The sequence below is a fragment of the Usitatibacter rugosus genome (assembly GCF_013003965.1).
In the GTDB taxonomy this organism is placed as follows: domain Bacteria; phylum Pseudomonadota; class Gammaproteobacteria; order Burkholderiales; family Usitatibacteraceae; genus Usitatibacter; species Usitatibacter rugosus.
Window position 1 is genome coordinate 627,581 of sequence record NZ_CP053069.1, and the last position, 23,500, is coordinate 651,080.

25 protein-coding genes are annotated in these 23,500 nt (G+C 67.4%); 12 read left to right on the forward strand and 13 right to left on the reverse strand.

What is annotated here, in order from left to right:
* Window positions 1-9: 9 nt before the first annotated feature.
* Window positions 10-720 carry a transposase gene (locus DSM104443_RS22140; protein WP_171089406.1) on the forward strand — a complete coding sequence of 237 codons (711 nt, stop codon included), beginning with the start codon at window positions 10-12 and terminating at the stop codon, window positions 718-720.
* A gap of 34 nt (window positions 721-754) precedes the next feature.
* Here DSM104443_RS22140 and DSM104443_RS03265 read toward each other — a convergent pair whose 3' ends face one another.
* From DSM104443_RS03265 to DSM104443_RS03280, 4 genes are read right to left on the reverse strand one after another with little or no spacing between them, the layout of a single operon-like run.
* Window positions 755-1,411, reverse strand: coding sequence for an SPOR domain-containing protein (locus DSM104443_RS03265; RefSeq protein WP_171089407.1), 657 nt, complete (start codon window positions 1,409-1,411; stop codon window positions 755-757).
* The gene (locus DSM104443_RS03270; RefSeq protein ID WP_171089409.1) at window positions 1,411-2,151 is read right to left on the reverse strand and encodes a type III pantothenate kinase; all 741 of its coding nucleotides are present in this window, start codon (window positions 2,149-2,151) and stop codon (window positions 1,411-1,413) included. Before DSM104443_RS03270 ends, DSM104443_RS03265 begins: the two co-directional genes overlap by 1 nt.
* Window positions 2,148-3,128, reverse strand: coding sequence for a biotin--[acetyl-CoA-carboxylase] ligase (locus DSM104443_RS03275; protein WP_171089411.1), 981 nt, complete (start codon window positions 3,126-3,128; stop codon window positions 2,148-2,150). The genes DSM104443_RS03270 and DSM104443_RS03275 overlap by 4 nt, the downstream gene beginning before the upstream one ends.
* Window positions 3,129-3,168: 40 nt before the next feature.
* Window positions 3,169-4,041 carry an HAD family hydrolase gene (locus tag DSM104443_RS03280; protein WP_171089413.1) on the reverse strand — a complete coding sequence of 291 codons (873 nt, stop codon included), beginning with the start codon at window positions 4,039-4,041 and terminating at the stop codon, window positions 3,169-3,171.
* A gap of 107 nt (window positions 4,042-4,148) precedes the next feature.
* Between DSM104443_RS03280 and DSM104443_RS03285 the strand changes: the two genes are divergently transcribed.
* Both DSM104443_RS03285 and DSM104443_RS03290 read left to right on the forward strand, forming a co-directional pair.
* Entirely contained in the window at window positions 4,149-5,408 is a 1,260-nt protein-coding gene (locus tag DSM104443_RS03285) for a cation:proton antiporter (protein WP_171089415.1), read from the forward strand.
* A 12-nt stretch (window positions 5,409-5,420) separates the two neighbouring features.
* A complete protein-coding gene (locus tag DSM104443_RS03290) occupies window positions 5,421-6,563 on the forward strand; it encodes a YbdK family carboxylate-amine ligase (RefSeq protein WP_171089417.1) in 1,143 nt (380 codons plus the stop codon).
* 560 nt (window positions 6,564-7,123) lie between these two features.
* On the opposite strand, the gene amt is transcribed toward DSM104443_RS03290, so the two are convergent.
* Window positions 7,124-9,034 carry an ammonium transporter gene (amt, locus tag DSM104443_RS03295; protein ID WP_171089420.1) on the reverse strand — a complete coding sequence of 637 codons (1,911 nt, stop codon included), beginning with the start codon at window positions 9,032-9,034 and terminating at the stop codon, window positions 7,124-7,126.
* A gap of 295 nt (window positions 9,035-9,329) precedes the next feature.
* On the opposite strand from amt, the gene DSM104443_RS03300 reads away from it, so the two are divergent.
* Entirely contained in the window at window positions 9,330-10,085 is a 756-nt protein-coding gene (locus DSM104443_RS03300; RefSeq protein WP_171089422.1) for a glycine-rich domain-containing protein, read from the forward strand.
* Here the strand turns inward: DSM104443_RS03300 and DSM104443_RS03305 are convergent.
* From DSM104443_RS03305 to DSM104443_RS03320, 4 genes are all read right to left on the reverse strand, one after another.
* Window positions 10,082-10,372, reverse strand: coding sequence for a DUF3144 domain-containing protein (locus DSM104443_RS03305; RefSeq protein WP_171089424.1), 291 nt, complete (start codon window positions 10,370-10,372; stop codon window positions 10,082-10,084). The genes DSM104443_RS03300 and DSM104443_RS03305 overlap by 4 nt on opposite strands.
* A complete protein-coding gene (locus DSM104443_RS03310; protein WP_171089427.1) occupies window positions 10,372-11,799 on the reverse strand; it encodes an FAD-binding oxidoreductase in 1,428 nt (475 codons plus the stop codon). Before DSM104443_RS03310 ends, DSM104443_RS03305 begins: the two co-directional genes overlap by 1 nt.
* 10 nt (window positions 11,800-11,809) lie before the next feature.
* Window positions 11,810-12,292 carry an adenylyltransferase/cytidyltransferase family protein gene (locus DSM104443_RS03315; protein ID WP_171089428.1) on the reverse strand — a complete coding sequence of 161 codons (483 nt, stop codon included), beginning with the start codon at window positions 12,290-12,292 and terminating at the stop codon, window positions 11,810-11,812.
* 258 nt (window positions 12,293-12,550) lie between these two features.
* Window positions 12,551-13,393, reverse strand: a complete 843-nt coding sequence (locus tag DSM104443_RS03320) for a ferritin family protein (protein ID WP_171089430.1) — start codon at window positions 13,391-13,393, stop codon at window positions 12,551-12,553.
* Between the two features lie 133 nt (window positions 13,394-13,526).
* On the opposite strand from DSM104443_RS03320, the gene DSM104443_RS03325 reads away from it, so the two are divergent.
* From DSM104443_RS03325 to DSM104443_RS03360, 8 genes are all read left to right on the forward strand, one after another.
* Window positions 13,527-14,810, forward strand: a complete 1,284-nt coding sequence (locus DSM104443_RS03325) for an NAD(P)/FAD-dependent oxidoreductase (RefSeq protein ID WP_171089431.1) — start codon at window positions 13,527-13,529, stop codon at window positions 14,808-14,810.
* Window positions 14,807-15,565, forward strand: a complete 759-nt coding sequence (locus tag DSM104443_RS03330) for a DUF1365 domain-containing protein (RefSeq protein WP_246232482.1) — start codon at window positions 14,807-14,809, stop codon at window positions 15,563-15,565. The genes DSM104443_RS03325 and DSM104443_RS03330 overlap by 4 nt, the downstream gene beginning before the upstream one ends.
* Window positions 15,562-16,770 (forward strand): SAM-dependent methyltransferase, encoded by a 1,209-nt coding sequence (locus tag DSM104443_RS03335; protein WP_171089436.1) that lies wholly within the window; start codon window positions 15,562-15,564, stop codon window positions 16,768-16,770. Before DSM104443_RS03330 ends, DSM104443_RS03335 begins: the two co-directional genes overlap by 4 nt.
* 114 nt (window positions 16,771-16,884) lie before the next feature.
* Window positions 16,885-17,397, forward strand: a complete 513-nt coding sequence (locus DSM104443_RS03340) for a chalcone isomerase family protein (protein ID WP_171089438.1) — start codon at window positions 16,885-16,887, stop codon at window positions 17,395-17,397.
* Between the two features lie 3 nt (window positions 17,398-17,400).
* Window positions 17,401-18,672 carry an MFS transporter gene (locus tag DSM104443_RS03345; RefSeq protein ID WP_212756919.1) on the forward strand — a complete coding sequence of 424 codons (1,272 nt, stop codon included), beginning with the start codon at window positions 17,401-17,403 and terminating at the stop codon, window positions 18,670-18,672.
* Window positions 18,669-19,196, forward strand: coding sequence for a DUF3833 domain-containing protein (locus DSM104443_RS03350; protein WP_171089439.1), 528 nt, complete (start codon window positions 18,669-18,671; stop codon window positions 19,194-19,196). Before DSM104443_RS03345 ends, DSM104443_RS03350 begins: the two co-directional genes overlap by 4 nt.
* A 149-nt stretch (window positions 19,197-19,345) precedes the next feature.
* On the forward strand, window positions 19,346-20,122 hold the full coding sequence (locus tag DSM104443_RS03355) for an SDR family NAD(P)-dependent oxidoreductase (RefSeq protein WP_171089441.1): 777 nt from the start codon (window positions 19,346-19,348) through the stop codon (window positions 20,120-20,122).
* The gene (locus tag DSM104443_RS03360) at window positions 20,119-20,544 is read left to right on the forward strand and encodes a nuclear transport factor 2 family protein (RefSeq protein WP_171089443.1); all 426 of its coding nucleotides are present in this window, start codon (window positions 20,119-20,121) and stop codon (window positions 20,542-20,544) included. Before DSM104443_RS03355 ends, DSM104443_RS03360 begins: the two co-directional genes overlap by 4 nt.
* Window positions 20,545-20,609: 65 nt before the next feature.
* On the opposite strand, the gene DSM104443_RS03365 is transcribed toward DSM104443_RS03360, so the two are convergent.
* Genes DSM104443_RS03365 through DSM104443_RS03380 form a run of 4 tightly spaced genes read right to left on the reverse strand, consistent with a single transcriptional unit; the run spans window position 20,610 to window position 23,474 of the window.
* Window positions 20,610-21,179 (reverse strand): BON domain-containing protein, encoded by a 570-nt coding sequence (locus DSM104443_RS03365; protein WP_171089445.1) that lies wholly within the window; start codon window positions 21,177-21,179, stop codon window positions 20,610-20,612.
* Window positions 21,179-21,772 (reverse strand): phosphoheptose isomerase, encoded by a 594-nt coding sequence (locus tag DSM104443_RS03370; protein WP_171089448.1) that lies wholly within the window; start codon window positions 21,770-21,772, stop codon window positions 21,179-21,181. Before DSM104443_RS03370 ends, DSM104443_RS03365 begins: the two co-directional genes overlap by 1 nt.
* A 14-nt stretch (window positions 21,773-21,786) precedes the next feature.
* On the reverse strand, window positions 21,787-22,161 hold the full coding sequence (locus DSM104443_RS03375) for a YraN family protein (RefSeq protein WP_171089450.1): 375 nt from the start codon (window positions 22,159-22,161) through the stop codon (window positions 21,787-21,789).
* On the reverse strand, window positions 22,161-23,474 hold the full coding sequence (locus tag DSM104443_RS03380) for a penicillin-binding protein activator (RefSeq protein ID WP_171089452.1): 1,314 nt from the start codon (window positions 23,472-23,474) through the stop codon (window positions 22,161-22,163). The genes DSM104443_RS03375 and DSM104443_RS03380 overlap by 1 nt, the downstream gene beginning before the upstream one ends.
* Window positions 23,475-23,500 lie beyond the last annotated feature (26 nt).

Genomic DNA, 23,500 nt, shown 5'->3' on the forward strand with positions numbered 1-23,500 from the left:
TGTGGAGGGATGTCTCGTCAGCTCCGTCACTTCGTCGAAGGAATTCCTTGTCACGTCACTGTCCGCGGCGTCGACAGGCAGGACATATTCTCGGTCGATGGCGATCGCTCCAGATTCCTGACGTACTTGCGTGAGGGTTGTGAGAAGCACGACGTTCGCGTGCATGCCTACGTACTGATGTCGAATCACGTGCATCTGTTGGCGACGCCGGGTGGCCCGGCGAGCTTCGCGCGCACGGTCCAGCATCTCGGACGACGTTACGTGCCCTATGTGAATCGTCGGTATGAGAGGACAGGACCGTTGTGGGATGGCCGATATCGATCAAGCTGGGTCAGCGTCGACCGCTATTTCTTCGCGTGCCACAGATACATTGAATTGAACCCAGTGCGAGCGGGGATGGTTCAGAGGCCGGACCAGTTCCATTGGTCCAGCTACCATCACAATGCCGGAGATCGGAGCGACCTTTTGATCCAGGAGCACGAGGAGTACGTCGCGCTTGGAGAAGATGGCAGCACGCGTCGTTCAGTCTACGGGGCATTGTTCGAAACGCCCCTGTCACCCTCGCTCATCGATGAGATCCGTGCCGCGTCTCGTCTCGGCCACCCCTTGGGCAGCGACGAATTCTGCAGGCGTTTGGAAGCGCGTTGTGGTGCATCGCTGCGACCGGGACGGCGGGGACGAAGAAAGAAGCTGGAAAAAGGGTCTGACCCTCTTTTCTAGTCCGCGTACCAAGCAATAAAGTGGTCTGACCCCTTTATTGGGTGGGGCAGGTCACTGCCCTCATCAGGGCGCCGGGGTAGTCGCGCTGGAGGACGGCGAGGCGGGCGACGAGCTCGGTGTCGGGCTCGCGGACGAGGAAGGTGACCTCGCGCAGCTCCTTGGAGAAGGGGCCCGATTGCGCGCCCTTCACGCCCTTGGCGTCCATGGTGGAGAGGAAGCGGCGCGCGGCGTCCTCGGTGGAGAAGACGCCCAACGAAACGGCGTTGTCGGGCCGGATCGAGATGTCGGCCACGCCTTTCTTGCGAAGGTCGGCGATGGTGGTCTCCGCGGTCTTGCGGTCCTTGGCGGGCGGCAGGTAGACCCAGTGGCGCGTGATGTCCTCCACGCGGCGCTCCACCAGGCGGTCGCCGAGCTTGAACGCCGCGAAGGCCTCGCGAGCCTTGGGAAGGTCGGTGGCGGCAACACCCGCGAATTCCACGCAGGCCGCACCGGTCAGGCGCGCCACCGTCTCGCGCGTCTCCTCGGCCTTGCGCGCGGCGACCAGCGGCGGCGTCACGGCCACGAGCTTCACCTCGCCGGGATTGCGCTCGCGGTTGGCGAAGTCCGGCTGCTCGGGCGGTTGCGTGAGATAGACGTGAGCCCCGAAGGCGAGACACGCGATGAGCAGGACGAAGAAGAGCAGGCGCGACATCAGCGGGGAAGGGCCATGGCCACGAGGCCGTCGAGGACCAGATTCTCGTTGAACGTCGCCGGCATGGGAAGGTGCGCGGCAATCTCGAGCGCCCCGCCGCCGGAGAGCAGCAGGCCCATCGGCGGCACGCCCTGCGCGACCATGTCGCCCCTCACGCGCTCGATCGCACCCACGCAAGCCTGGATCGCCCCGGTGGTGATCGCGTTGGGCGTGCTCGAAGGAAACGGCTCGAACATCCCGTCGACCAGGCGCAGCGCCGCCGTGCCATGGTCGAGCGATCGCCGCATGAGAGCAGGCCCCGGGACGATCAGGCCACCGAGGAAGCGACCATCGCCCGCGAGAGCATCGATGGTGAGCGCCGTCCCCACGTTCACGACCAGCTTGTCCCCCGGCATCGCGCGATGCGCCGCCACCAGCGCCGCCCAGCGATCCGTGCCGAGCTGCCCCGGGTTCCGATAGCCGTTGGTGACACCGAGCTGCGAAGCCGGCGTCACGATGATCTGCAGGTCGATGCCGCGCTCGGCCGCCGCGTTCGCCAAGTGTTCCGCCACCGCGGGCCCCGCCACGTTGGACGCCACCGCGCTCGTCCCCGTCGGCGCCGCGATCCATTGCAACCCGATGTTCGGCGCATCGGCCGTCGGCAGCACGCCGCGAGCGCGCCAGTGCCCACCCTCGTGCAGGCCCCATTTGATGCGCGTGTTGCCCGCATCGATCGCGAGGATGGGGATCTCGGTGCTCATCGGCCCGCCGGGCGGATCGCCGCGAGCTCCGCCGACGAGAGCCGCACCGAGCGGCCGCCCGCGGAGACGACGAGCGTCCCATCCTCGCCCACATCGACCACATCCGCCTCGTAGGCGGCCTCGTTGGGCGGCATCACGCGCACGCGCCGGCCCTCGTACGCATGGAGCGACCGCCACTCGGATCGCAGCGGCGCAAAGCCGCCGGCCTCGAAGGCCTCGAGCACGCCCGCGAGCTCCGCGAGCGTCCGCGCGAGCACGAGGTTGCGCGAAGGCACGGGCGAGGCGCAGCCCGCGACATCGACGGCGGGCTGGTCGATCTTCTCGAGCTGGTCGCCGAGGCGGTAGTTGAGGCCCACGCCGACCACCGCGACGCTCGGCCCCTGCATCTCGCCCGACGTCTCGATGAGAATTCCGCCGACCTTGCGGAAATCCACGACGACATCGTTGGGCCATTTCACCTGCGCGCGCTCCACGCCGCACTGCCGCAGCGCCCGCGTGACGGCGAGCCCCACGGCGAGCGACAGCCCCGCGAGGTGCGTGACGCCGCGATCGAAGCGCCACAACAGCGAAAACATCAACGACCCGCCGAGCCCGCCCACCCACGCGCGCCCACGACGCCCACGCCCCGCGCTCTGCCATTCCGCGGCGAGGCACGTGCCGGCGGGGGCACCAGACGCAGCCATCGCGAGCAACCGCGACGAAGTCGAGTCCACCTCATCCACGATCTCGAGCGACACGCGCGAAGCCGAAGCCCCCATCATCGTGGAGACACTCGCGACATCGAGAAACTCGATCGGCTCCGCGAGCTTGTAGCCGCGCCCCGGAACGCTGAAGAGCTCCACGCCGAGATCGCCCGCGTGCTTCAGCGCTTCGGACAACGTCGCCCGCGACCGGCCCAGCTCGCGCGCCATCGCCTCGCCCGAATGGAACCGGCCGTCGGCGAGGCGGCGCAGCGCCTGGAACGTGAGGGCGCTCATCGGAAGGGGAGGAAGGTCAAAGGTGCGGCAAGCGATGTCATCAACGGGGCTGGTTCTCGCGCCGCACCGCATGCGCTTCGCGCCGATATGCGACGTCGGCCACGATCGCATCGAGCAGCAGCTCCACGCGCTTCGAGAGCTTGCTGCCGCGCCGATAGTCCGCCTCGGCGATGAAGTCCGCGCGCCCGGCATGCATCAGCTTCACGCACGTGGCCTTGCCCTTCGAAGACCGCCGGTCGTACACCGCGACCGTGTGGCCGCCGCTCTTCTTCGTGAGCGCCATCGAGGGCACGTCGGTCATGCCGTCGCCAACGTACACCATGTTCTGGAACGGGATCGGGCGCTCGGCTTCGTCCATGTGCTCGTTGATCGACTCGGTGATCGACTCCTTCCCCTTGTTGATGCGGAAGAGGAACTGCGTCTTCATCGTGTCGGTGACGAGGATCTTCGGGAACGTGGCGATGCCGTGGTGGTTGAAGTGGTACTCCGAGGCGTAGATCTGCTTGAAGTGCTTGCGGATCGAGGCACCGTCGAGGATCTCGCGCTGGCCGGCGGAGATGAGGTAGTGCTGGAGCTTCACGCCGCCGCCGCTCTTCTTCGCCACGTACGCGTTCATGCGCGTGAACCAGCCCTCGACGCCGGGGAAGTACTTGATGGCACGCGCCATGCGCTCGAAGTCCTTGCGCTTCACGTCCACCTGCGCGCGCTCCAGGGCCTCGAGGATGTGGCGCATGTAGACCAGCATCGGGTCACTCTGCGTCTCGCGCGCCTCGCGGTTCACCTGCGCCCAGAACGCGGGAGGGTCCACGCCGATCTTGGGCAGCACCGTGTACTCCTGCATGGGCTGGGGCGAGAGCGTCCCGTCGAAGTCATAGACGAGGGCGATCACGTTCTGGAAGAAGCGGGGGGCCATGGCGCATTCTAGCGAACCGCCCGGTGTCGGCGCGGTCCTACATCCCTGTAACACGTTCCTTTGGAAAATACGGGAACGAAAACCAGAGGGCTACAACCCCAGCCATTATGGATCCCACGTTCCTTCCGGCGTTTCCGCCGACGCTTGGCTACCCGCTGCTGTTCGGCATCCTGCTCGTCGCCGGCATGCTGGGCGGCGAAGCCGCGCGCCGCCTCGGCCTGCCGCGCGTCATCGGCTATGTGATCGTCGGTTTCGCGATCGCCCCGATCGCCGACTACATCGGCATGGCCCCGCTTCTCGACCACACGCGCATCTTCGTGGACATCGCATTGGGCCTCGTGCTGTTCGATCTCGGCCGGCGCATGGACCTCGCGTGGATGAAGCGCGACTGGACGCTCGCCGCCAAGGGCGCGGCCGAGGCGTTCATCACCTTCGGGCTCGTGCTGGGCGCGCTGATGGCGCTCGACTTCCCGCCGCTGCCCTCGGCCATCGCCGCGGCCATCGCCATGGCTACCTCGCCCGCGGTCGTGCTGCTCGCGGTGCAGGACCAACGCGCCGAAGGCCAGGTCACCGAGAGAGCACTGAACCTCACGGCGCTGAACAGCCTCATCGCCTCCATCCTCGTCACCATCCTGCTGGCCTCCGCGCACTACGACTCGGGCCTGGAGCTGGAGACGGTGGTGCTGCACCCGCTCTATCTGTTCCTCGGGTCCGTGCTGGTCGGCGGCATCCTCTCGACGTTCGCACGCCTGCTCGCACGCCAGCTCGACCGTTCGCCGGAGCTTCACTTCACGCTGATCGTGGGCCTCGTGGTCGCCGCGGTGGGTCTCGCGCAAACGCTCAAGCTCTCCGTGATCCTGGCGCTCCTCGCCTTCGGCCTCTTCTCGCGCAACGACGAGGGCCGCCACGACCTCCTCACCGTGGACCTGGGCCGCGGCAGCCGCCTCTTCTACATCGTGCTGTTCGTGATCGCCGGCGCGAGCCTCCCCATCACGTCCTTCGAGACCGCGGGCTGGGCTGCGCTCGCCTTCATCGGTGCGCGGGCCTTGGGCAAGTTCGTTGGCGTGTTCGCGTTCGCACAGCTGGGCGGTCTTCGCTGGCGGCAGGCCGCCGCGCTCGGCGCGACGCTGCTTCCGATGTCGGGCCTGGCACTCCTGCTGCAGCACGACGTGGCGCAGGTCTATCCGCAGTTCGCCGAGCTCGGCGCGATCGTGCTCGCCGGCGTGATCGTGATGGAATTCCTCGGGCCGATCGCCGTGCAGTGGGGCTTCCGCTTCGCCGGCGAGGCCGCCCCGGAAGCGCAGCCCGTCTCGAGCGCACCCGAGCCGCCCAGCGCGCCGCCCACGCCCGCGTCCACCCCAACCTAAGGAGGCCTGGCCATGCCGCTCGACTTCAGGCAGTCCGAGGCCCTCACCTTCGGCGTAGAGCTGGAGCTGATGGTGCTCAACACGCGCGACTTCAACCTCACCCGCGGCGCCAGCGACCTGCTGAACCGCCTCGAGAAGGTGGAGCACCCGGGCGAAGTGAAGCCCGAGATCACCGAGAGCATGATCGAGGTGAACAGCGCCGTGCACCGCAACTATCCGGAGCTGCTCGCGGAGCTGCGCCAGACTCGCGACGCCATCGTCACCGAGGCGGGCAAGCTGAACCTCGCCATCGCGGGCGGCGGAGCGCACCCGTTCCACACGTGGAGCGAGCGGCGCATCTTCGACACGGAGCGTTTCCAGCGCGTCTCGCAGCTCTACGGCTACCTCGCCAAGCAGTTCACGGTGTTCGGCCAGCACATCCACATCGGGGTCACGAGCGGCGACGACGCGGTGTACCTCACGCATCATCTCGCGCGCTACATCCCGCACTTCATCGCGCTCTCGGCGGCGTCGCCCTACTACCAGGGCGAGGACACGCACTTCGAGACCTCGCGCCTGCACGCCGTGTCGGCATTCCCGCTCGCGGGCCACATGCCCGAGTGCACCACGTGGGCCGAGTTCAACCGCTACTTCGACTCGATGGCCGGCTTCGGCATCGTCTCCAGCATGAAGGACTTCTACTGGGACATCCGGCCCAAGCCCGAGTACGGCACGGTGGAGATCCGCATCTGCGACACGCCGCTCACGGTGGAGGAGGCCGCGCAGTTGGCCGCCTATGCGCAGACGCTCTCCGCGGACCTCCTGCGCAACCGCCGCACCGACGCAATCGCACCGCTGTACCTCGTCTATGGCTACAACCGCTTCCAGGCTTCGCGTTTCGGCTACCAGGCGCAGATCGCCGACCCGCTCGCGGGCGAACGCTCGCACGTGATGCTGCGCGATGACGTGGTGGCCACCATCACGCGCCTCGAAGGGCTCGCCCGCGAAATGAACACGTGGGAGGCACTCGACACGATGCGCAACCGCGTGCGCTCCGAGGTGAACGGCGCGAAGTGGTTGCGCGAGCGGTTCTCGGAATCGAAGTCGCTCTCCGACGTGGTGCGCCACCAGGCCACGCGCTGGCGCGAGAGCTCGCAGGCCGCCGTCCGCGCCTGACGGCCTTCTGCTGTTGCTCCCGATGCAACAGGAGAGGAGGGCGAGGGGGGCGGTAGGCCTTTTTTCGTCGCGGGTAGACCTTGGCGGATCGTGGACTACTCGGGATAGGGATTTGTGTTGATGTCGCTTGCGCAGGTTGCAGGCGGAGCATCCACGACCGGTTCATTTCGCCCCACTCCGACGCGAACGGTCCATTCCGCCAGGTCTCCCTCGCGAGAAAAAAGTCCTACGCGACCCCCTGCCCTCCACGACCGAGCTGGAATCAGGGCACTGGATCGAACATCGGAGGCCCATCGACGTGCCTCGATCCGCTGCTCTCGACGATGCTGGCCGCGGAGGGCAGGGGGTCGCGTCGGGCTTTTTTCGTTCGGCGAGAGGACTGGCGAATGAACCGTTCGTGTCGGAGTGCGGCCAAGTGAAACGGTCGTCAATGTCACGTCTGCAGCCGTAGCAAGTGACATCGACACGATGCATCCACCCGCCTAGTCCACGATCCGCCAGATCCGGGTGCCGAAGGACAAAAGACCGACCGACCCCCTCGCCCTCCTCGACTGTGTAGTTCAGAGCGAGGGAACGAAGTCGTCGTGCCCTTCGCCGTGCGACCGCGCGGCACCCTTGCCGCCGATCTTCGCCGTGTACATCGCGTGGTCCGCGCGCTGCAGCACGGCGCTCGCGTCTTCCGTATCGCCCGGCTCGACGAAGGCCATGCCGATCGAGGCGGTCACCAGCACTTCCCCGTTCGATAGCGCGATCGGCTCGGCCAGGGCGGCGAGCAGCTTCTTCGCGACGATGCGGGTTTGCTCGGCATCCTCCAGATCCTCCAGCACCAGCGCGAATTCGTCGCCGCCGAGGCGGGCGACGATGTCCGTGTCGCGCACGGTGCGCGACATCCGCTTCGCGACCTCGCGCAGCACCTGGTCGCCCGCGTCGTGGCCGAAGCGGTCGTTGATGCCCTTGAAGTTGTCCAGGTCCACGTAGAAGACGGCGGCCATCTTGCCGGTGCGCGCGGAGCGGGCGAGCGCCCGCTTGATCGCCTCGAAGCAGAGGCGCCGGTTCCCCAGCCCCGTGAGCGTGTCGTAGTTGGCGAGGTGGGCCACCTTCTTCAGCGCCATCTTGTGGCGGTCGTTCTCCACCTGGAATTTGTCCAGCACGCCGTTGTAGAACATCGCGATCCGCGCCGCCTCGGTCTCGGGCTCGACGTCCACGCGGCGCGAGAAGTCGCCCTCGCGCGCCTGGTGGTTCATCTGCACGATGAGGTCCAGCACCGAGGAGCCGGCGCCGTGCTCGGCGATGTTGAGGCCGATGCGTTCCTCGGCGGCGGTGACGCGAAGCCTGAGTACGAGGTTGATCAGCGCGAAGCTCGCATACGAGGCGACGAAGGCGTAGGCGCCGATGGAGAGCACGCCGGTCAGCTGCACGAGGAAGAGGTCCCAGCGCGTGAGGCCCGGGAGCCATGCGCCGTCGTGTGCGAAGAGGGCGACGGCCATCGTGCCCCAGATGCCCGCGAAGAGGTGGACCGGCACGGCGCCCACCGCGTCGTCGATCTTCAGGCGGTCCAGCAGCGACATGCCGAGCACGCACACGATACCGCCCACGGCGCCGATGACGAGCGCCGAGGGCGCCGTGACCACGTGGCAATTCGCCGTGATCGCGACCAGCCCCGCGAGGACGCCGTTCATCGTCCGGTCGACCACCGGGCGGCGAAGCATCGCCCAGGCGAGCGCCAGCGCGGCCAGCCCACCCGTGGCGCCCGCGAGCATGGTGTTCACGATGATGCCGGGCACGCGCTCGTCCAATGCGAGAGTCGAGCCGCCGTTGAAGCCGAACCAGCTCACCCACAGCAGGAAGACGCCGAGCGTGGCCATGGGGATGTTGTAGCCCTCGATCGCGCGGCCGCCGGGGCCGAAGCGGCCGACCCGCGGACCCATCAGCAGGATCGCCGCGAGCGAGACCCAGCCGCCCACCGAATGGACCACGGTGGAGCCGGCGAAATCGATGAAGCCCATCTTCCCGAGCCAGCCGGTGACCTGCCCGTCGAGCGCTCCACCCCACGCCCAGTGGCCCGAGACGGGATAGATCAGCAGCGAGGTGAGGACCGCGGTGGCGCAGTAGGCCGAGAAGCGCATGCGCTCGGCCACGGCACCGGAGACGATGGTCGTGGCCGTGCCGCAGAACGCCGCCTGGAAGAAGAAGAACGCCATCACCCAGTTGCTCGGCTTCTCGATGATCGCGTTGGGATCCCAGCCGATCCAGCCGCCCCACGACGGGCCGAACATCATGCCGAAGCCCAGCACCGCGAAGAGCGCGCAGGAGATGCAGAAGTCGATGAGGTTCTTGAACGCGACGTTGATCGAGTTCTTGGCGCGCACCAGCCCGGATTCCACGCAGGTGAACCCCGCCTGCATCGCAACGACGAGGCAGGCCGAGAGCAACACCCAGAGGATGTCGGTCGGGGTATGGACGGGAGTCACGGCAACGTCTGCTCCTAGGTGCGCCGGGAGGGACGTTTCCACTGCGAGGACGGGGTGCGGCTCGTTGTTCTGGCGCGCCGGGAACCCGGCGTCGTGAACCTAGGATAGCCGGAACGCCCGCCGGCCGGGAATTACGGGTGTCACGGGCCCCGGGCGGGGGAATTCATCCCTTCCCGGACGCCGCCCACGCTGTCCATTTTTCACCTTCCGCCCGGCCCGGCGGCGGGCTATCGTGGCCGTGAAAGACAACAACAAGAACAAGAACGAAAACAAAAACAAGACTCAGGAGAAAACCATGTTCGCAATCGTCAGCATCTTCGCCGTACTGATCGTCCTCTTCGCCTCGCTCTTCTGGCTCTCGCGGCATCTGCAGGGCCAGCAACGCGCCCAACGCGCCCGGTTCATCGCCGCGTACCGGTTCCCCGCGGCGCTCATGCGCAAATACAGCGAGGCACATCCGTCCCTCGGCCTGCTCGAAGTCCGCAAGGTCTTCGAGGGCCTCCGCCAATACTTCCTCGCGTGCCTCGCTGCACAGCGCGGATCGATCGCGCCCTCGGTCGGCATGCCCTCGCGCGCCGTCGACGACGCGTGGCACGACTTCATCCTGATGACGCGCGACTACCAGGCCTTCTGCCGCCAGGCCTTCGGCAGCTACCTGCACCACGCTCCCGAGGGCGTGATGGCCACGCCGATGCGCGATGCGCTCGCGAACACGCTGCACCAGTTGCGCAAGCCCCTGCCCGGTGCCGCCGCGTGGGCGACCGTCGGAGCGGTACCGCTGCTCTTCGCGATGGACCGGGAGCTGCGTGTCGAGGATGGGTACCTGCACGACGAGGAGACCCTCGCCTCGCTCGAGACGGCGCGGGACAGCCTCGAGCGGAAAGGCCGCGACGGCAGCGGGGCGGGCGGGGGGTGCGGCGGTTCCGCCGGCAGCGGCTCTTCGGGAAGCGGCGGGTGCTGCAGCGGCGCCAGCAGCGGCGGGTGCTGTGGCGGCGGCGGAGGCGGTGGCGGGGGAGGCTGCGGTGGCGGGGGCGGTTGCGGAAGCGACTAGTCCGCCCGCGCCTTCAGGAACTCCACGTTCTCGAGGAACATCGACCGGTAGTGCGCCGCGAAGAACTTCTCCGCCTCGTCCGCGGTCTGGCCGGGGTTGTTGTCGTCGCCCCGGTGCATCCACGTGAACGCGTTGTAGCGCGCCGCGGCGAAGAGCAGCGCGGCGGAGACGCGCGAGCGGTGGTGCTTCTCGTCGTTCATCTTGTTCGCTTCGTTGATGAAGCGCGTGACGAGGTCGAAGAAGACCTGGTCGTCCTGCGAGATGTTGCTGCTGCGTTCGGTCGTCATCAAAGCACCTTCCCGGGATTCATGATGCCGTGGGGATCGAGCGTCTTCTTGATGTTGCGCATGAGCTCCAGCTCCAGCGGATCCTTGTAGCGCTTGATCTCGTCGCGCTTCAGCTGCCCCAGGCCGTGCTCGGCGCTGATGGAGCCGCCGAGGGACTGCACCACGTCGTAGACGATGTGGTTCACGTCGGCGGCCTGGCGGAAGAATTCCTCCGCGGCCTGGCGCTCCGATTTCGAGCAGTTGTAGTGGATGTTGCCGTCGCCCACGTGGCCGAAGGCGACGATGCGGATGTCGGGATACTTCTCGGCGAGCGCCTTTCCGGCCAGGGCGTAGAGCTCCGGCACGCGCGAGACGGGCACGGCCACGTCGTGCTTGATCGAGACGCCGTCCTGCTTCTGCGCTTCCGAGATGTTCTCGCGCAGGCCCCAGAGGGCGAGGCGTTGCGCGTCGCTGGAGGCCAGCGCGGCGTCGCGTACGAGGCCTTCCTCGACGGCGCTGCCGAGCGCCTCTTCCAGCGTGGCGTTGGCGGTGGCGGCGTCCGCGTTGTCCGAGAGCTCGACCAGCACGTAGGCCGGATAGGGCTCGGAGAGCGGGTCGCGCGTGTTGGGGATGTGCTTCAGCACGAGGTCGACGCAGATGCGCGGCAGGTACTCGAAGGCGGTGATGCGGTCGCCGCACGCTTCGCGGAGCTTGCCCAGCAGCGTGACGGCTTGTTCCGGTCCGTCGATCGCGGCCATGGCGGTGGCCATCGCGCGCGGTCGCGGAAAGAGCTTGAGCACCGCGGCGGTGATGATGCCCAGCGTGCCCTCGGCGCCGACGAAGAGGTGTTTCAAGTCGTAGCCGGTGTTGTCCTTGCGCAGGCCACGCAGGCCGTTCCACACGCGCCCATCGGGCAGTACGACTTCGAGGCCCAGCACCAGCTCGCGCGTGTTGCCGTAGCGCAGCACGCCGGTGCCGCCGGCGTTGGTCGAGAGATTGCCGCCGATCTCGCAGCTCCCCTCGGCGCCCAGCGAAAGGGGAAAGAGACGATCGGCGCCGGCGGCGACGCGCTGCAACTCGGCCAGCACGCAGCCGGCCTCCACCGTCATCGTGTTGTTGGCGGCGTCGACCGCGCGCACCTTGTTCATGCGCGAGAGGTTCACGATCACCTGGGTGCCCGACTCGTCGGGCGTGGCGCCGCCGCACATGCTCGTGTTGCCGCCCTGCGGGACGATGGCGACGCGCGCATCGGAGAGCGCCTTCACGACCGCCGCGACTTCCGCGGTGGACGCGGGCTTCACCACCAGCGCCGCCTTGCCGTGGTACTGGCCGCGCCAGTCGGTCTCGAAGGGCTCGCGCGCATGGGCGTCGGTGACCAGCCCCGCATCGCCCACGATGGCGCGCAGGCGATCGGCAAGGCCGCTGGGAAGGTGGGCGAGATCGTTCATGCGGCAGCTTTCAGGAGCGGACCTTGGCGAGGAGCTTGGTCGTGGAGCGGTCGTGCTGGAAGGCGATCGAGTGGACCGTGCCGCCCCAGCCCATCACCTCGTGGCCGCCGACGATCTTGTCCACGGCCCAGTCGCCGCCCTTCACCAGGCGGTCGGGCTTGCATTCGAGGATGCGCTGGATCGGCGTGTCTTCGTCGAACCACGTGACGAGTGCCACGCTCTCCAGCGCGGCGGCCACGGCGGCGCGGTCCTCGAGCGGGTTCACGGGGCGGTCGTCGCCCTTGCCGAGGCGGCGCACCGACGCATCGGTATTCAGCGCGAGGACCAGCGAGGCCCCCAGCGCCCGCGCTTCGGCGAGGTAGGTCACGTGACCGCGGTGGAGGATGTCGAACACGCCGTTCGTGAACACGAGCGGGCGGGGCAGCGCCGCGGCGCGGCGGGGGAGGTCTTCAGGGGAGCAGAGCTTGGATTCGAACGCCGTCATTGACGACATTCTAGGGCAATGCGGAGAGGGATTCCCGTCGCAAGCGGGGACGAAAATGGACGCGCTGTTTTTTAAGGGGAGGAGGGGGAGGAAAGGCGGAGGAGGGAGAGGAAAACAGGAAAGGGATGGCGGCAAGGGTGATCGGTCACGTTCGATGCTTGAGGCACCCATCCCACTTATGCTTTCCTCTCCCTCCTCCGCTTTTCCTCCCCCTCCTCCCCTTTCAATCCGGCGGTCGCGCGTCGATCCGCATGATCTCGACGAAGATCAAGCCGCCGCGGGGCGGCGGCCGATCAGTTCCTTGCGGAAGCGGTTCAAGTCGTTGGCGCTGTCGATCGTGCGGTCGTAGAGCGTGGAGAGCTTGGCGAAGATCGTGTTGATCACCTTGCCCTCCTGCAGCTTGCCGAACTGGATCTGCTGGTCGAGCCAGCGCTCGAGCCACTCCGGATCGGGGAGCTTGGACTGCACCGTGTCCGCGGGGAACATGCCCTTGTTCACGTGCAGGTTGGTCGGGTGCAGGGGCTTGCCGGTGCGGGCGGCCGAGGCCATCAGCACGCCGATCTTGGCGAAGGCCACCCGGGCCTCGTCGCCCATGCGCTCGATCGCGCGGCGCATGTACTTGAAGTAGGCGCCGGCGTGGCGCGCTTCGTCCCCGGAGAGCGTCTCGTAGATGCGCTTGATCACCGGTTCGGTGTGCCATTCGGCGGCGCGCCGGTACCACTGGGTGAGGCGGATCTCGCCGCAGAAATGCAGCATCAGCGTCTCGAGGGCGGGGGCGGGATCGAACGGGAAGCGAACGGCGTGCAGCTCGGCCTCGGTGGGCATCAGCTCCGGGCGGAAGCGGCGCAGGTATTCGATCAGCACGAGGGAGTGCTTCTGCTCCTCGTAGAACCAGATCGACATGAAGGCGGAGAAGTCGCTGTCCTCCTGGTTGTCCCGGAGGAACATCTCCGTGGCGGGCAGGGCCGACCATTCGGTGATGGCGTTCATCTTGATGGTCTGGGCCTGCTCGTCGGAGAGGCGCGACGCATCGAATTGGTGCCAAGGGATGTCCTTGGCCATCTCCCAGCGGGCCTTCTCGAACGATGTAAAAAGATCCGTGTAGAGCATTGTTGTCGTCCCTGATTTTCGCCTTGCCCGGGTAGGTTACCGCATCCCGCATCCACCCCTTAGGCTCGCACGTAAACGCTTCGTTCATGTTACGTTCAGCCAGAGAAGCCGGATTCACGGCCCGAATAGCGGTATGACCCCCCCACAATCGCAGAAGATCGCCGTCGTTGGCGCCGGCATTTCGGGCTTGGCTTGTGCCTGGCTCCTCGCGTCGCGACACCACGTCACCCTTTACGAAGCCGGCTCGTACCTGGGCGGGCACACCAATACGGTCGACGTGACCGCCGGCGGGGTCACCCATCCGGTGGATACCGGCTTCCTGGTCTACAACGACCGCACCTACCCGAACCTGATCCGCCTCTTCGAGCGCCTGCGCGTGCCGAGCGCGCTGTCGGACATGTCCTTCTCCGTGCGCATCGGCGCGGGCGAGCTGGAATGGGCCGGCCACAACCTGGCCACCGTCTTCGCCCAGCCCTCGAACCTCGTGAGCCCGTCCTTCCTGCGGATGCTTCGCGACCTGATGCGCTTCAACAAGCAGACGTCGCTCCTCGCCGCCGCGGGCACGCCCATCCGGGGCACGCTCGGGCAGTTCCTCGACGAGGGCGGCTATGGACACGAGCTGCGCCAGCTCTATCTCCACCCGATGGCCGCGTGCATCTGGTCCACGCCCTCGGCGCAGGTGAACCGCTTCCCGCTGCAGACCTTCGTCACCTTCTGCCACAACCACGGCCTGCTCGCGGTGACCAACCGCCCGCAGTGGCGCACGGTGGCCGGCGGCGCCCGCGAGTACGTGCGCAAGATCGCGGCCACGCTCCCCGACGTGCGCCTGAACAGCGCCGTGCGCCGCGTGGCGCGTGACGCGCAAGGTGTCGCGGTCTCCACCGATCTCGGCACGGAGCGCTACGACCAGGTGGTGATGGCCACGCACACCGACCAGTCGCTGCGCATCCTTGCCCACGTCTCGCCCGAGGAGCGCTCGGTGCTCGAGGCCATTCCCTACCAGCCCAACAAGGCGGTGCTGCACACGGATGCGAAGGTCCTTCCGAACCGCAAGCGCGCCTGGGCGGCCTGGAATTTCTTCTCGCCGCGCCGCGAGCTCACCGACGAGCCGGTGACGCTGTCCTACCTCATCAACAAGCTGCAGCCGCTCCCGTTCACGGCGCCCGTGGTGGTGACGATGAACCCGCAGAAGGACGCGAAGTTCGCCCCCGATCCGCGACTGGTGCTGGACGAGTTCGACTATCACCACCCCGTCTTCCTCGAAGGCTCGGACGAAGCCAAGGCGCGCGTCGAGTCGCTGCAGGGCGAGCGCCGCACCTGGTTCGCGGGCGCGTGGACGCGCTACGGCTTCCACGAGGACGGCCTGCTCTCCGCGATCAAGGTCGCGAAGAAGCTCGACCCGGAGACCGCGTGGTGAGCCCGCGGCTGCTCTTCGGGCGCGTGGCCCATTTCCGCAAGCGCCCGGCGCACCACGGCTTCGTCTATCCGGTGTTCTGCCTGCGCGTCCCGCTTTCGCAGATCGACGCTCTCGCCGGCCCGCTCTTCGGCGTGGACCGCTTCAACCTCTTCAGCTTCAAGCGCCGCGACTTCGGTCCGCGCGACGGCACGTCCCTCGAGACCTGGGCGCGCAAGATCCTGGCGGACGGCCACGTCGCCGAGGCCGACGGCGAGATCGTGCTGCAGGCGTTCCCGCGCATGCTGGGCTACGCGTTCAACCCGATCGGCATCTGGTACTGCCACGATCGCGCGGGGCAGCTTCGCGCGGTGATCTGCGAGGTGTCGAACACCTTCGGCGAGCACCACAACTACCTCGTGGCGCATGGCGACCGCCGGCCGATCGCGCCGGGCGACTGGCTCACCGCGGCCAAGGCCTTCCACGTCTCGCCGTTCTGCGAGGTCGAAGGCCACTACCGCTTCCGCTTCACCGAGCGGGGCGAGCACCACACCGCGCGCATCGACTACCACGACCGCGACGGCCCCCTGCTGGTGACTTCGATCTCGGGCGACGAGCGCGAGATCACCACGGGCCTGCTGGCCCGCACATTTATTGCATATCCCTTCATGACGTTGTTCGTGATCGGACGCATCCACTGGCATGCGCTGCGCCTCTGGGCGAAGCGAGTGCCCTGGTTCAGAAAGCCCGAGCCGCCCCTCCAGGAGACGACCCGTTGAGCGCCAAGCCGATTCCCTTCGTTAACGAATCCGTGCCGATCGCGGCACGGGGCCTGTTCCGCATCCTCGAGCGCCTGCAATACGGCCGCCTTTCCATCGAGCTGCCCGACGGCTCGACGCGCACCTTCCAGGGGCGCGAGCATGGGCCGGACGCGCAAGTGGTGTTGCGGGACTGGGGCGCCATCGCGACACTGCTTCGCAAGTCCGAGATCGGCGTCGCGGAATGCTGGCGCGATGGGCGCCTCGCAACGCCCGACATGACGGCCTTCCTCATGTTGTGCGCGAGGAACGAGAAGCCGCTGGCCGACGTGTTCTACGGCAACCCCATCGTCGCGTTCATGCTCCGCTGTGCGCATGCGCTGCGCGCGAACACGCGTTCGGGTGCCAAGAAGAACATCCACGCCCACTACGACCTCGGCAACGACTTCTACAAGCTCTGGCTCGACCCCTCGATGACGTACTCGAGCGCGGTCTTCTCCGGGCAGGCGCGGACGATGCAGGAGGCGCAGGAAGCGAAGTACGAGCGCATCCTCGCCACGCTCGGGGTGGAAGCTTCGCACCAGGTGCTGGAGATCGGCTGCGGCTGGGGCGGCTTCGCGGAATACGCGGCCCGCACGCGCGGCTGCCACGTGACCGGCATCACGATCTCGCGCGCGCAGCTCGAGTACGCGCAGGCCCGCATCCAGGCCGCGGGGCTCGAGGCTTTCGTCCACCTTCGCTTCTGTGACTATCGCGACCTCGCCGGCCAGTACGACCGCGTCGTGTCGATCGAGATGGTGGAAGCGGTCGGCGAGCGCTACTGGCCGGAGTACTTCGCCACGATCCAGCGCTCGCTCAAGGCGGGCGGCCGCGCGTGCATCCAGGCGATCACCATCGACGAGGCGGCGTTCGAGCAGTACCGCAAGACCAGCGACTTCATCCGCGAGTACATCTTTCCCGGCGGCATGCTCTTCTCCGTGGAGCGGGCCACGGCGCTCGCGAAGGCCGCGGGGCTCGAGGCACGGGAGCCTTTCCGCTTCGGGCCGGACTACGCGGAGACGCTGCGCCGCTGGCGCACGGCGATCGATTCCGAGGAGGGCGCGATCCGCAAGCTCGGGTTCGACGATGCTTTCCTCGCTATCTGGCGGTTCTACCTTCACTATTGCGAGGCGGGCTTCGACGTCGGGCGTATCGATGTCGTGCAGATGGAGCTGGCGAAGAACTAAGGCGAAAGGCTCCCTCCGCAGATAAACGGGGATAAACGCCGATGAACAGATAAGAGAAAAACCATGACGCTGCCGTTGCCTTTATCTGCGTTTATCTGTGTTTATCTGCGGAGGATGCTTTTCGCCGTAGTGTTCTCCACGAGCGTAGCGAGTGCAGCGCCGCCGCTGCCGGCGCAGGTGAACCAGGAGTTCCCGGGATTGAAGGAACTGGGCGAAGGCCGCCTGCGTTTCCTCGCGATCCACGTCTACGACTCCTCCCTCTGGGTCCGCGGCCCGGGCTTCGTTCCCACCGAGCCGTTCGCGCTCGAGATCCGCTACGCCATCAGCATCAAGGGCAAGGCGCTCACCGAGCGGAGCCTCAAGGAGATGCGCGGCCTGGGCTACACGGACGAAGCGAAGCTGAAGCGCTGGGAAGGCGAGATGGACCGCGTCTTCCCCGACCTGCGCCCCGGCGACCGCATCGTCGGCGTGCACGTGCCCGGCAAGGAAACGCGCTTCTACTCGGCGGACAAGTTCCTCGGCGCCGTCGAAGACCCGGAGTTCGCGCGCGCCTTCTTCGGTATCTGGCTCGACGAGAAGACGAGCGAGCCGAAGCTGCGCGCCAAGATGCTCGCCGTCGAGCGCTGACGCGTGGCGCGCGCATCGAGCCCGCGCCTCGCCGCCTACGGGTTCCTCGGGTTCCCCCTCGCCATGGCGGCGCTGCCGATCTACGTGCACGTGCCGCATTTCTACGCCGATACGCTGGGCCTCTCGCTCGCGAGCGTGGGGGCGCTGCTGCTCGCGGCACGCTTCCTCGATGCGATCCAGGATCCGCTGCTCGGCTGGTGGAGCGACCGGCGGCGTGACAAGCGCGGAGGGCGTTGGGCGTTCGTGATGGCGGGCGCGCCGCTGATGGCGCTCGGCATGGTGGGCCTCTTCAATCCGCCCGCGTGGCCTGCGTCGCAGCTCGGCTACTGGCTGATCGCGAACCTCGTCATCGTCTACACGGCGTTCAGCCTCGTCACCATCAGCTACCAGGCGTACGGCGCGGAGATTTCCGACGACGTCTCCGAGCGCACGCGCGTGACGGCGTGGCGCGAGGGCTTCGCGCTGTTGGGCGTGTTCCTCGCCGCGGCACTGCCCGAGGTGCTGAAGCAGGCGATGGGCGACCGCGAGGGCTTCGCGCGCTTCACGTGGTTCTTCGTGCCGATCTGCCTCGCGGCCGCGTCGATCGCGATCCTCCTTTCGCCGCCGGCGCTCGTGAAGCCGCCGCCGGTGGATGGACGCATCTTCGCGGCGTTCACGACGCCGATGCGAAACCTGCGCTTCCGCCGCCTCGGCCTCGTGTTCATGCTGAACGGCATCGCGGCTTCCATCCCCGCGACGCTCGTGCTCTTCTTCATCGAGGACGTGGTGAAGCGCCCGCAGCTCACGGCGGTCTTCCTCATCGCGTACTTCGCCGCCGGTGCCGCGGGCTTGCCGGGCTGGGTGTGGCTCGCCCGGCGCATCGGCAAGAAGAAGGCGTGGCTCGTGGGCATGGGTGTCTCGATCCTCGCGTTCGTGTGGGCGTACTCGCTCGGCGCGGGCGACACCACGGCGTACTTCGCGATCTGCGTGCTCTCCGGGCTGGGACTGGGTGCGGATCTCGCACTCCCGCCTTCGCTGCTCGCCGACGTGATCGACGACGATGAGCGCAATGGCCTCGGCCGAAGCGAGGGCGCCTACTTCGGGCTGTGGAATCTCGCGACCAAGATGAACCTCGCGCTCGCCGCCGGCCTTTCGCTCCCGCTCCTCGGTGCGTTCGGTTACGCTCCGAAGGCAGCCAACGGGCCCGAGGCCCTGTTCGTGCTGTCCGCCATCTACGCGCTGCTGCCGTGCGCCCTCAAGGCGCTGGCGGCAATCGCCCTCTGGAGAAGCCCATGACCCGTGCGCTGTTCGCCTGCTTCGCGTTCCTCATCCTCACGTCCTGCGGCTCGGTCTCGGTGAACGAGTACGCCGCCGAGAAGCCACCCTTCGACCTGCGCGAGTACTTCAACGGGAAGGTCGACGGCTGGGGCACGATCCAGGACCGCTCCGGCAAGATCACCAAGCGCATGTTCGTCGAGATGACGTGCACCTGGGTCGGCGACACCGGCACCTTCGACGAGCGCTTCACGAACTCGGACGGCACGAAGGAGACGCGCGTCTGGACGATCAAGAAGAACGGCAACCGCTATACCGGCACCGCCGCGGACGTGGTGGGCGAGGCGAAGGGCGAGGCGGCGGGCAATGCGCTGCGCTGGCAATACGTGCTCGACGCGAAGCGCGACGGCGGCGGGACGATCGAGCTCGATATGGACGACTGGATGTGGCAGCTCGATGCGAGGACGGTGATGAACCGGACTTCCTTCTCGAAGTTCGGGATTCGTTTCGGGGAAGTCTCTTTCTTCTTCCGTAAGCGGGACTAAAAGACCAAGGCGAACGGCGTCCTCCGCAGATAAACACAGATAAACGCAGATAAACCCTTTTTTGGGTTTGGCCCTGCAAGGTTTCATCTGCGTTTATCTGTGTTTATCTGCGGAGGGCGCCTTTCGCCGGAGCAAGGGGAGCGGTAGCAATGGCGTTGAATCCGAAGATTGGGAACTGGAAAGATCGCCGTGTGTGGATCGTCGGCGCCTCGACGGGCATCGGCGCCGCGCTGGCCGAGGATCTTCTCGCGAAGGGTGCGAAGGTCGCGGTGTCGGCGCGAAAGCGCGAGCCGCTGGAAGCGATGGCCGCGAAGCACGGCGGCAACGTCGCGGTGCTGCCGCTCGACATCAACGATGCGCCCGCGCTCGCCGCCGCCACGCAGCAGATCGTCGCGCGCTGGGGCGGCCTCGACCTCTTCGTGCTGATGGCGGGCGACTACGCGCCGATGCGCGCCTACGAGCTGGACCTCGAGGTCGCGCGGCGGATGATCCAGACCAACATCCAGGGGTACCTGAACGGCCTGGCGCCGGTGATCCCGCTGATGATGAAGCAGCGCTCGGGAACGCTCTGCCTCGTTTCGAGCGTCGCGGGCTTCCGCGGCCTGCCGAAGAGCCTCATCTACGGCCCGACGAAGGCCGCGATCATCAACCTCGCCGAGACGATGTACATGGATCTCTCCGACAAGGGCCTCGGCGTCTGCGTGGTGAATCCGGGCTTTGTGCGCACGCCGCTCACGGCGGGCAACGAGTTCAAGATGCCGGCGCTGATCGAGCCCGAAGAAGCGGCGCGCGAGATCGTGAAGGGGCTCGAGAAGGGGCACTTCGAGATCCACTTCCCGAAGCGCTTCACGGGCTGGCTGAAGCTGATGCGCCACCTGCCGTACTCGCTCTACTTTCCCGCCATTCGCAAGATGACGGGGCTATGAGTGCCAACACCGAGGGCTTCAAGACCTTCTGGGAGCAGCTCACGCCCGAGCGCGTGGCGCACATCGGCGAGTACTACACCGACGACGCGTACTTTCGCGATCCGTTCAACGAGGTGCGCGGGTTGCCCGCGATCCGCAAGATCTTCGACCACATGTTCGTGCAGCTGCACGAGCCGCGATTCACGATCCTGGAGGTGGTGCACCAGGGCGACACGGCGTTCTTCGTGTGGGACTTCACGTTCCGCATGAAGTCGTACAAGCCCGAGGTGGTGCAGACCATCCACGGCTCGTCGCACGTCCGCTTCGCCTCGGACGGGCGCGTGTCCTACCACCGTGACTATTGGGATGCGGCGAACGAGCTCTACGCCAAGCTGCCGGTGATCGGAGCGCTGATGCGGTGGCTCGCGAAGAAGATGGCGTAGAGGACGCGTCACCCCCGCGAAGGCGGGGGTCCAGCTGGATTCCCGCCTTCGCGGGAATGACGACTCTACTTCCGGTACTCGAAGACCTTGACCACGCTCTTCACGCCCGAGGTGGTGCGCGCCACTTCCGCGGCCGCGTCGCCTTCGTCCTGCGAGACGATGCCCATCAGGTAGACCACGTTGGCCTCGGTGACGACCTTCACGTGGTTGGGCGAGAACTTCTTGTTGTTGATCATGCGGGTCTTCACGTTGGTGGTGATGAGCCCGTCGTTGCCGCGCGCGGTGAGCGACGAGGCGCCGGCGACCTGCAGCTCGTTCACGACCTCGAGCACGCTCTCGATCTTGGCGACGATGGCGCCGGCTTCCTTCTTGATGTCCTCGGTGGGGACTTCGCCGGTGAGCAGGACCTTGCGGTTGTAGCTGGTGGCGTTGATGTGGGAGCCGCGCGAGCGCACGTCGCTCAGGCGCGAGTACGTCTTCCACTCGATGTTCTCGTCCTCGACGTAGATGCCGGTGGTGCGGCGGTCGTCGGTCATGACCGCGACGGTGCCGGCGCCCACGACGGCCGCGGGAACGCAGCCCGTGACCAGGGGGAGTGACGCGGTGAGCGCGAGGGCCAGCAGGAGCTTTTGCATCAGGTGCCTCCGAAATGCAGTTCGTTGTCGACGACCTCGCACAGCGAGTGCACGACGAGGAGGTGGATCTCCTGGACGCGCATGGTGCGGGGGTGCGCCACGTTGAGGTGGAAGTCGCCCGGGGCGAGCATGCGGCCGAGCGCTCCGCCGTCCTTGCCCGTGAGCGCGATCACCGTCATCTTCTTCGCGTGCGCGGCCTTCACGGCCTCGAGCACGCTCTTCGAGTTGCCCGAGGTGGAGATGGCGAGCAGCACGTCGCCGGGATTGCCGAGCGCCTCGACGCTCTTCGAGAAGACGTAGTCGTAGCCGTAGTCGTTGGCGATCGCCGTGAGGTTCGACGTATCCGTCGAGAGCGCGATCGCGGGCATGCCCGGGCGCTCGCGTTCGAAGCGGCCGACCATCTCCGCGGCGAAATGCTGCGAGTCCGCGGCCGAGCCGCCGTTGCCGCATGCAAGCGCCTTGCCGCCCTTCTTGATGCAGGCGGCGAGCGCGAGGCCGGCCTTCGCGACTTCCGGCGCCAGCGTTTCCATCATGCGGCTACGAAGCTCGATGCCTTCCTGGAAATGCTTGCGGAGATTTGCGACGTGATCCATGGGCGAGGATTCTATCAGGCGATCACGAACGCATCGCGCACCCAGATGCATTCCTCGCCCTCGAGGGCGACGACATCGAAGCGGCACGGAGGTTCCGACGGCAGGCGGGAGAGATAGATGCGCGCGGCAGCGACGAGCCGGCGTTGCTTGAGCGGGCCCACGCTTTCGAGGGCGCCGCCCCAGCGGGCGCTCGAGAGGCGGCGGCGCACTTCCACGAAGACCAGCGTGCCCTCGTCGCGGGCGATGAGGTCCACTTCACCGAAGCGGGTGCGGAAGTTGCGGGCGAGGATGACGAGGCCATGATCGGCGAGGTGCTGCGCCGCGCGGTCTTCCGCCGCGACGCCGTCCACCTGGCGCGCCGTGCGGCGGCCGGTGGCCACGCGCGGCATCAGCGGTTGCGAAGCGGGACCACGCGCCCGCCGTCGACTTCGGCCGGGATGAGGGCGCGCGCGAACTGGTTGCCCTCGAGGGTGATCTTGCCGGTGACGCCGTCCAGCGTGAGCTTGGAGCGATCCCCCTGCACCAGCACGGTGGCGATGCGGTAGGCATCGATGCCGAGTGCGTACAGGCGCTCGAAATCCACCGGCATGGGCGTGCGCGGCTGCGGATACACCATGACGGCGGGATGGTCGGGTTGGACGAACCAGGGCATGTCCACATAACGCACACCCTGCAGGTCCACGTTGACAGTGGCCTCGGCGCGCGGATCGACGCTGAGCGAGGTGGCATAGACCGGCAACATGCCCGAGACGTACGGACGCACGAGGCGGGAATCGGGCGAGTCGAGCGCGAGGAAGACCATGTCGCCGCGGCTCATCTGCGCGAGGCGCTCCTTCACCAGCGGAGCATCCTCCGGACCGCCGCTGAACGTGACGCGGCCGGCGACCTCACCGGCGGCGCGCACCCACTCCTGCTCGAAGGCGGCTTGCACGCGCTGGGCCAGGGCCGATTTCGAAGCGATGAGGATCGCCGAATGCCAGCCCTCGGAGACGGCGAGCAGGGCCGCTTGCCTTGCCTCCTGCTCGAGGGAGAGCGAGATCGAGTAGAGCTGCGGATGGACGCCCGTGTCTTCAGTGGGCTGGTTCAGCGTGAGCACGGGCGTGCGGCTCGTGCACTCGCTCTTCGCCACGGCCGATGCGCCGTCGCGCGTGAGCCCGGTGATGACGAGGATGGCGCCGGCGGCTTGCGAACGCGCGCAGGCCTCGATCGCCGCCGCGCCGTCGTCGCCGACGTTGGTGAGCACGATCGGCAGCGCGTTCTTGCCCTCGGCCTCGGCGGCCGCGGCGAAACCCTGGCGAACGGCATCGGCGAGGCGGCCCAGCTGCGGCGATCCGATGGGAAGGATGAGCGCGATGTGCGGCTTGGGCGAAGCGGACGACGGCGTGCCCGGCATGCCCGGCATCAACGGCGCGGAGGGCGGCGGCAGCGCGGGCGTGGCGGCCGGCGGCGGGCCGAATTGCGCGGGAGAGCCGGGCGGGGCGGGCGTGTTCGGTGCCGAAGAGTCACGCAGCGGGCGAACGACGGTGGAGCGTGCGAAACCTGTCGCGGGATCGATATCGTCCACCGGCTTCGGCGCCGCTTCGACCTTGGGCGCGGGCTCGGAGCGCGGCGTGGTTGTGCGCGGCGGTGGGTCGGCCGAGAATGCGGGCGGGCCCACGAGGGCGGCGAAGAGAACGAGGAGAATCGCGTTGGATCGCGACATGGAGGAACGCCGGGAAGAGTTACCAG

Coding starts and splice junctions, on each gene's coding strand:
- DSM104443_RS03350 (WP_171089439.1), top strand. CDS start 18,669: ATGACCCGTGCGCTGTTCGCCTGCTTCGCGTTCCTCATCCTCACGTCC.
- DSM104443_RS03320 (WP_171089430.1), bottom strand. CDS start 13,393: ATGCTCTACACGGATCTTTTTACATCGTTCGAGAAGGCCCGCTGGGAG.
- DSM104443_RS22140 (WP_171089406.1), top strand. CDS start 10: ATGTCTCGTCAGCTCCGTCACTTCGTCGAAGGAATTCCTTGTCACGTC.
- DSM104443_RS03310 (WP_171089427.1), bottom strand. CDS start 11,799: ATGAACGATCTCGCCCACCTTCCCAGCGGCCTTGCCGATCGCCTGCGC.
- DSM104443_RS03370 (WP_171089448.1), bottom strand. CDS start 21,772: ATGGATCACGTCGCAAATCTCCGCAAGCATTTCCAGGAAGGCATCGAG.
- DSM104443_RS03325 (WP_171089431.1), top strand. CDS start 13,527: ATGACCCCCCCACAATCGCAGAAGATCGCCGTCGTTGGCGCCGGCATT.
- DSM104443_RS03265 (WP_171089407.1), bottom strand. CDS start 1,411: ATGTCGCGCCTGCTCTTCTTCGTCCTGCTCATCGCGTGTCTCGCCTTC.
- DSM104443_RS03340 (WP_171089438.1), top strand. CDS start 16,885: ATGCTTTTCGCCGTAGTGTTCTCCACGAGCGTAGCGAGTGCAGCGCCG.
- DSM104443_RS03365 (WP_171089445.1), bottom strand. CDS start 21,179: ATGCAAAAGCTCCTGCTGGCCCTCGCGCTCACCGCGTCACTCCCCCTG.
- DSM104443_RS03290 (WP_171089417.1), top strand. CDS start 5,421: ATGCCGCTCGACTTCAGGCAGTCCGAGGCCCTCACCTTCGGCGTAGAG.
- DSM104443_RS03305 (WP_171089424.1), bottom strand. CDS start 10,372: ATGACGACCGAACGCAGCAGCAACATCTCGCAGGACGACCAGGTCTTC.
- DSM104443_RS03300 (WP_171089422.1), top strand. CDS start 9,330: ATGTTCGCAATCGTCAGCATCTTCGCCGTACTGATCGTCCTCTTCGCC.
- DSM104443_RS03285 (WP_171089415.1), top strand. CDS start 4,149: ATGGATCCCACGTTCCTTCCGGCGTTTCCGCCGACGCTTGGCTACCCG.
- DSM104443_RS03360 (WP_171089443.1), top strand. CDS start 20,119: ATGAGTGCCAACACCGAGGGCTTCAAGACCTTCTGGGAGCAGCTCACG.
- DSM104443_RS03315 (WP_171089428.1), bottom strand. CDS start 12,292: ATGTCGTCAATGACGGCGTTCGAATCCAAGCTCTGCTCCCCTGAAGAC.
- DSM104443_RS03375 (WP_171089450.1), bottom strand. CDS start 22,161: ATGCCGCGCGTGGCCACCGGCCGCCGCACGGCGCGCCAGGTGGACGGC.
- DSM104443_RS03355 (WP_171089441.1), top strand. CDS start 19,346: ATGGCGTTGAATCCGAAGATTGGGAACTGGAAAGATCGCCGTGTGTGG.
- DSM104443_RS03380 (WP_171089452.1), bottom strand. CDS start 23,474: ATGTCGCGATCCAACGCGATTCTCCTCGTTCTCTTCGCCGCCCTCGTG.
- DSM104443_RS03270 (WP_171089409.1), bottom strand. CDS start 2,151: ATGAGCACCGAGATCCCCATCCTCGCGATCGATGCGGGCAACACGCGC.
- DSM104443_RS03280 (WP_171089413.1), bottom strand. CDS start 4,041: ATGGCCCCCCGCTTCTTCCAGAACGTGATCGCCCTCGTCTATGACTTC.
- DSM104443_RS03275 (WP_171089411.1), bottom strand. CDS start 3,128: ATGAGCGCCCTCACGTTCCAGGCGCTGCGCCGCCTCGCCGACGGCCGG.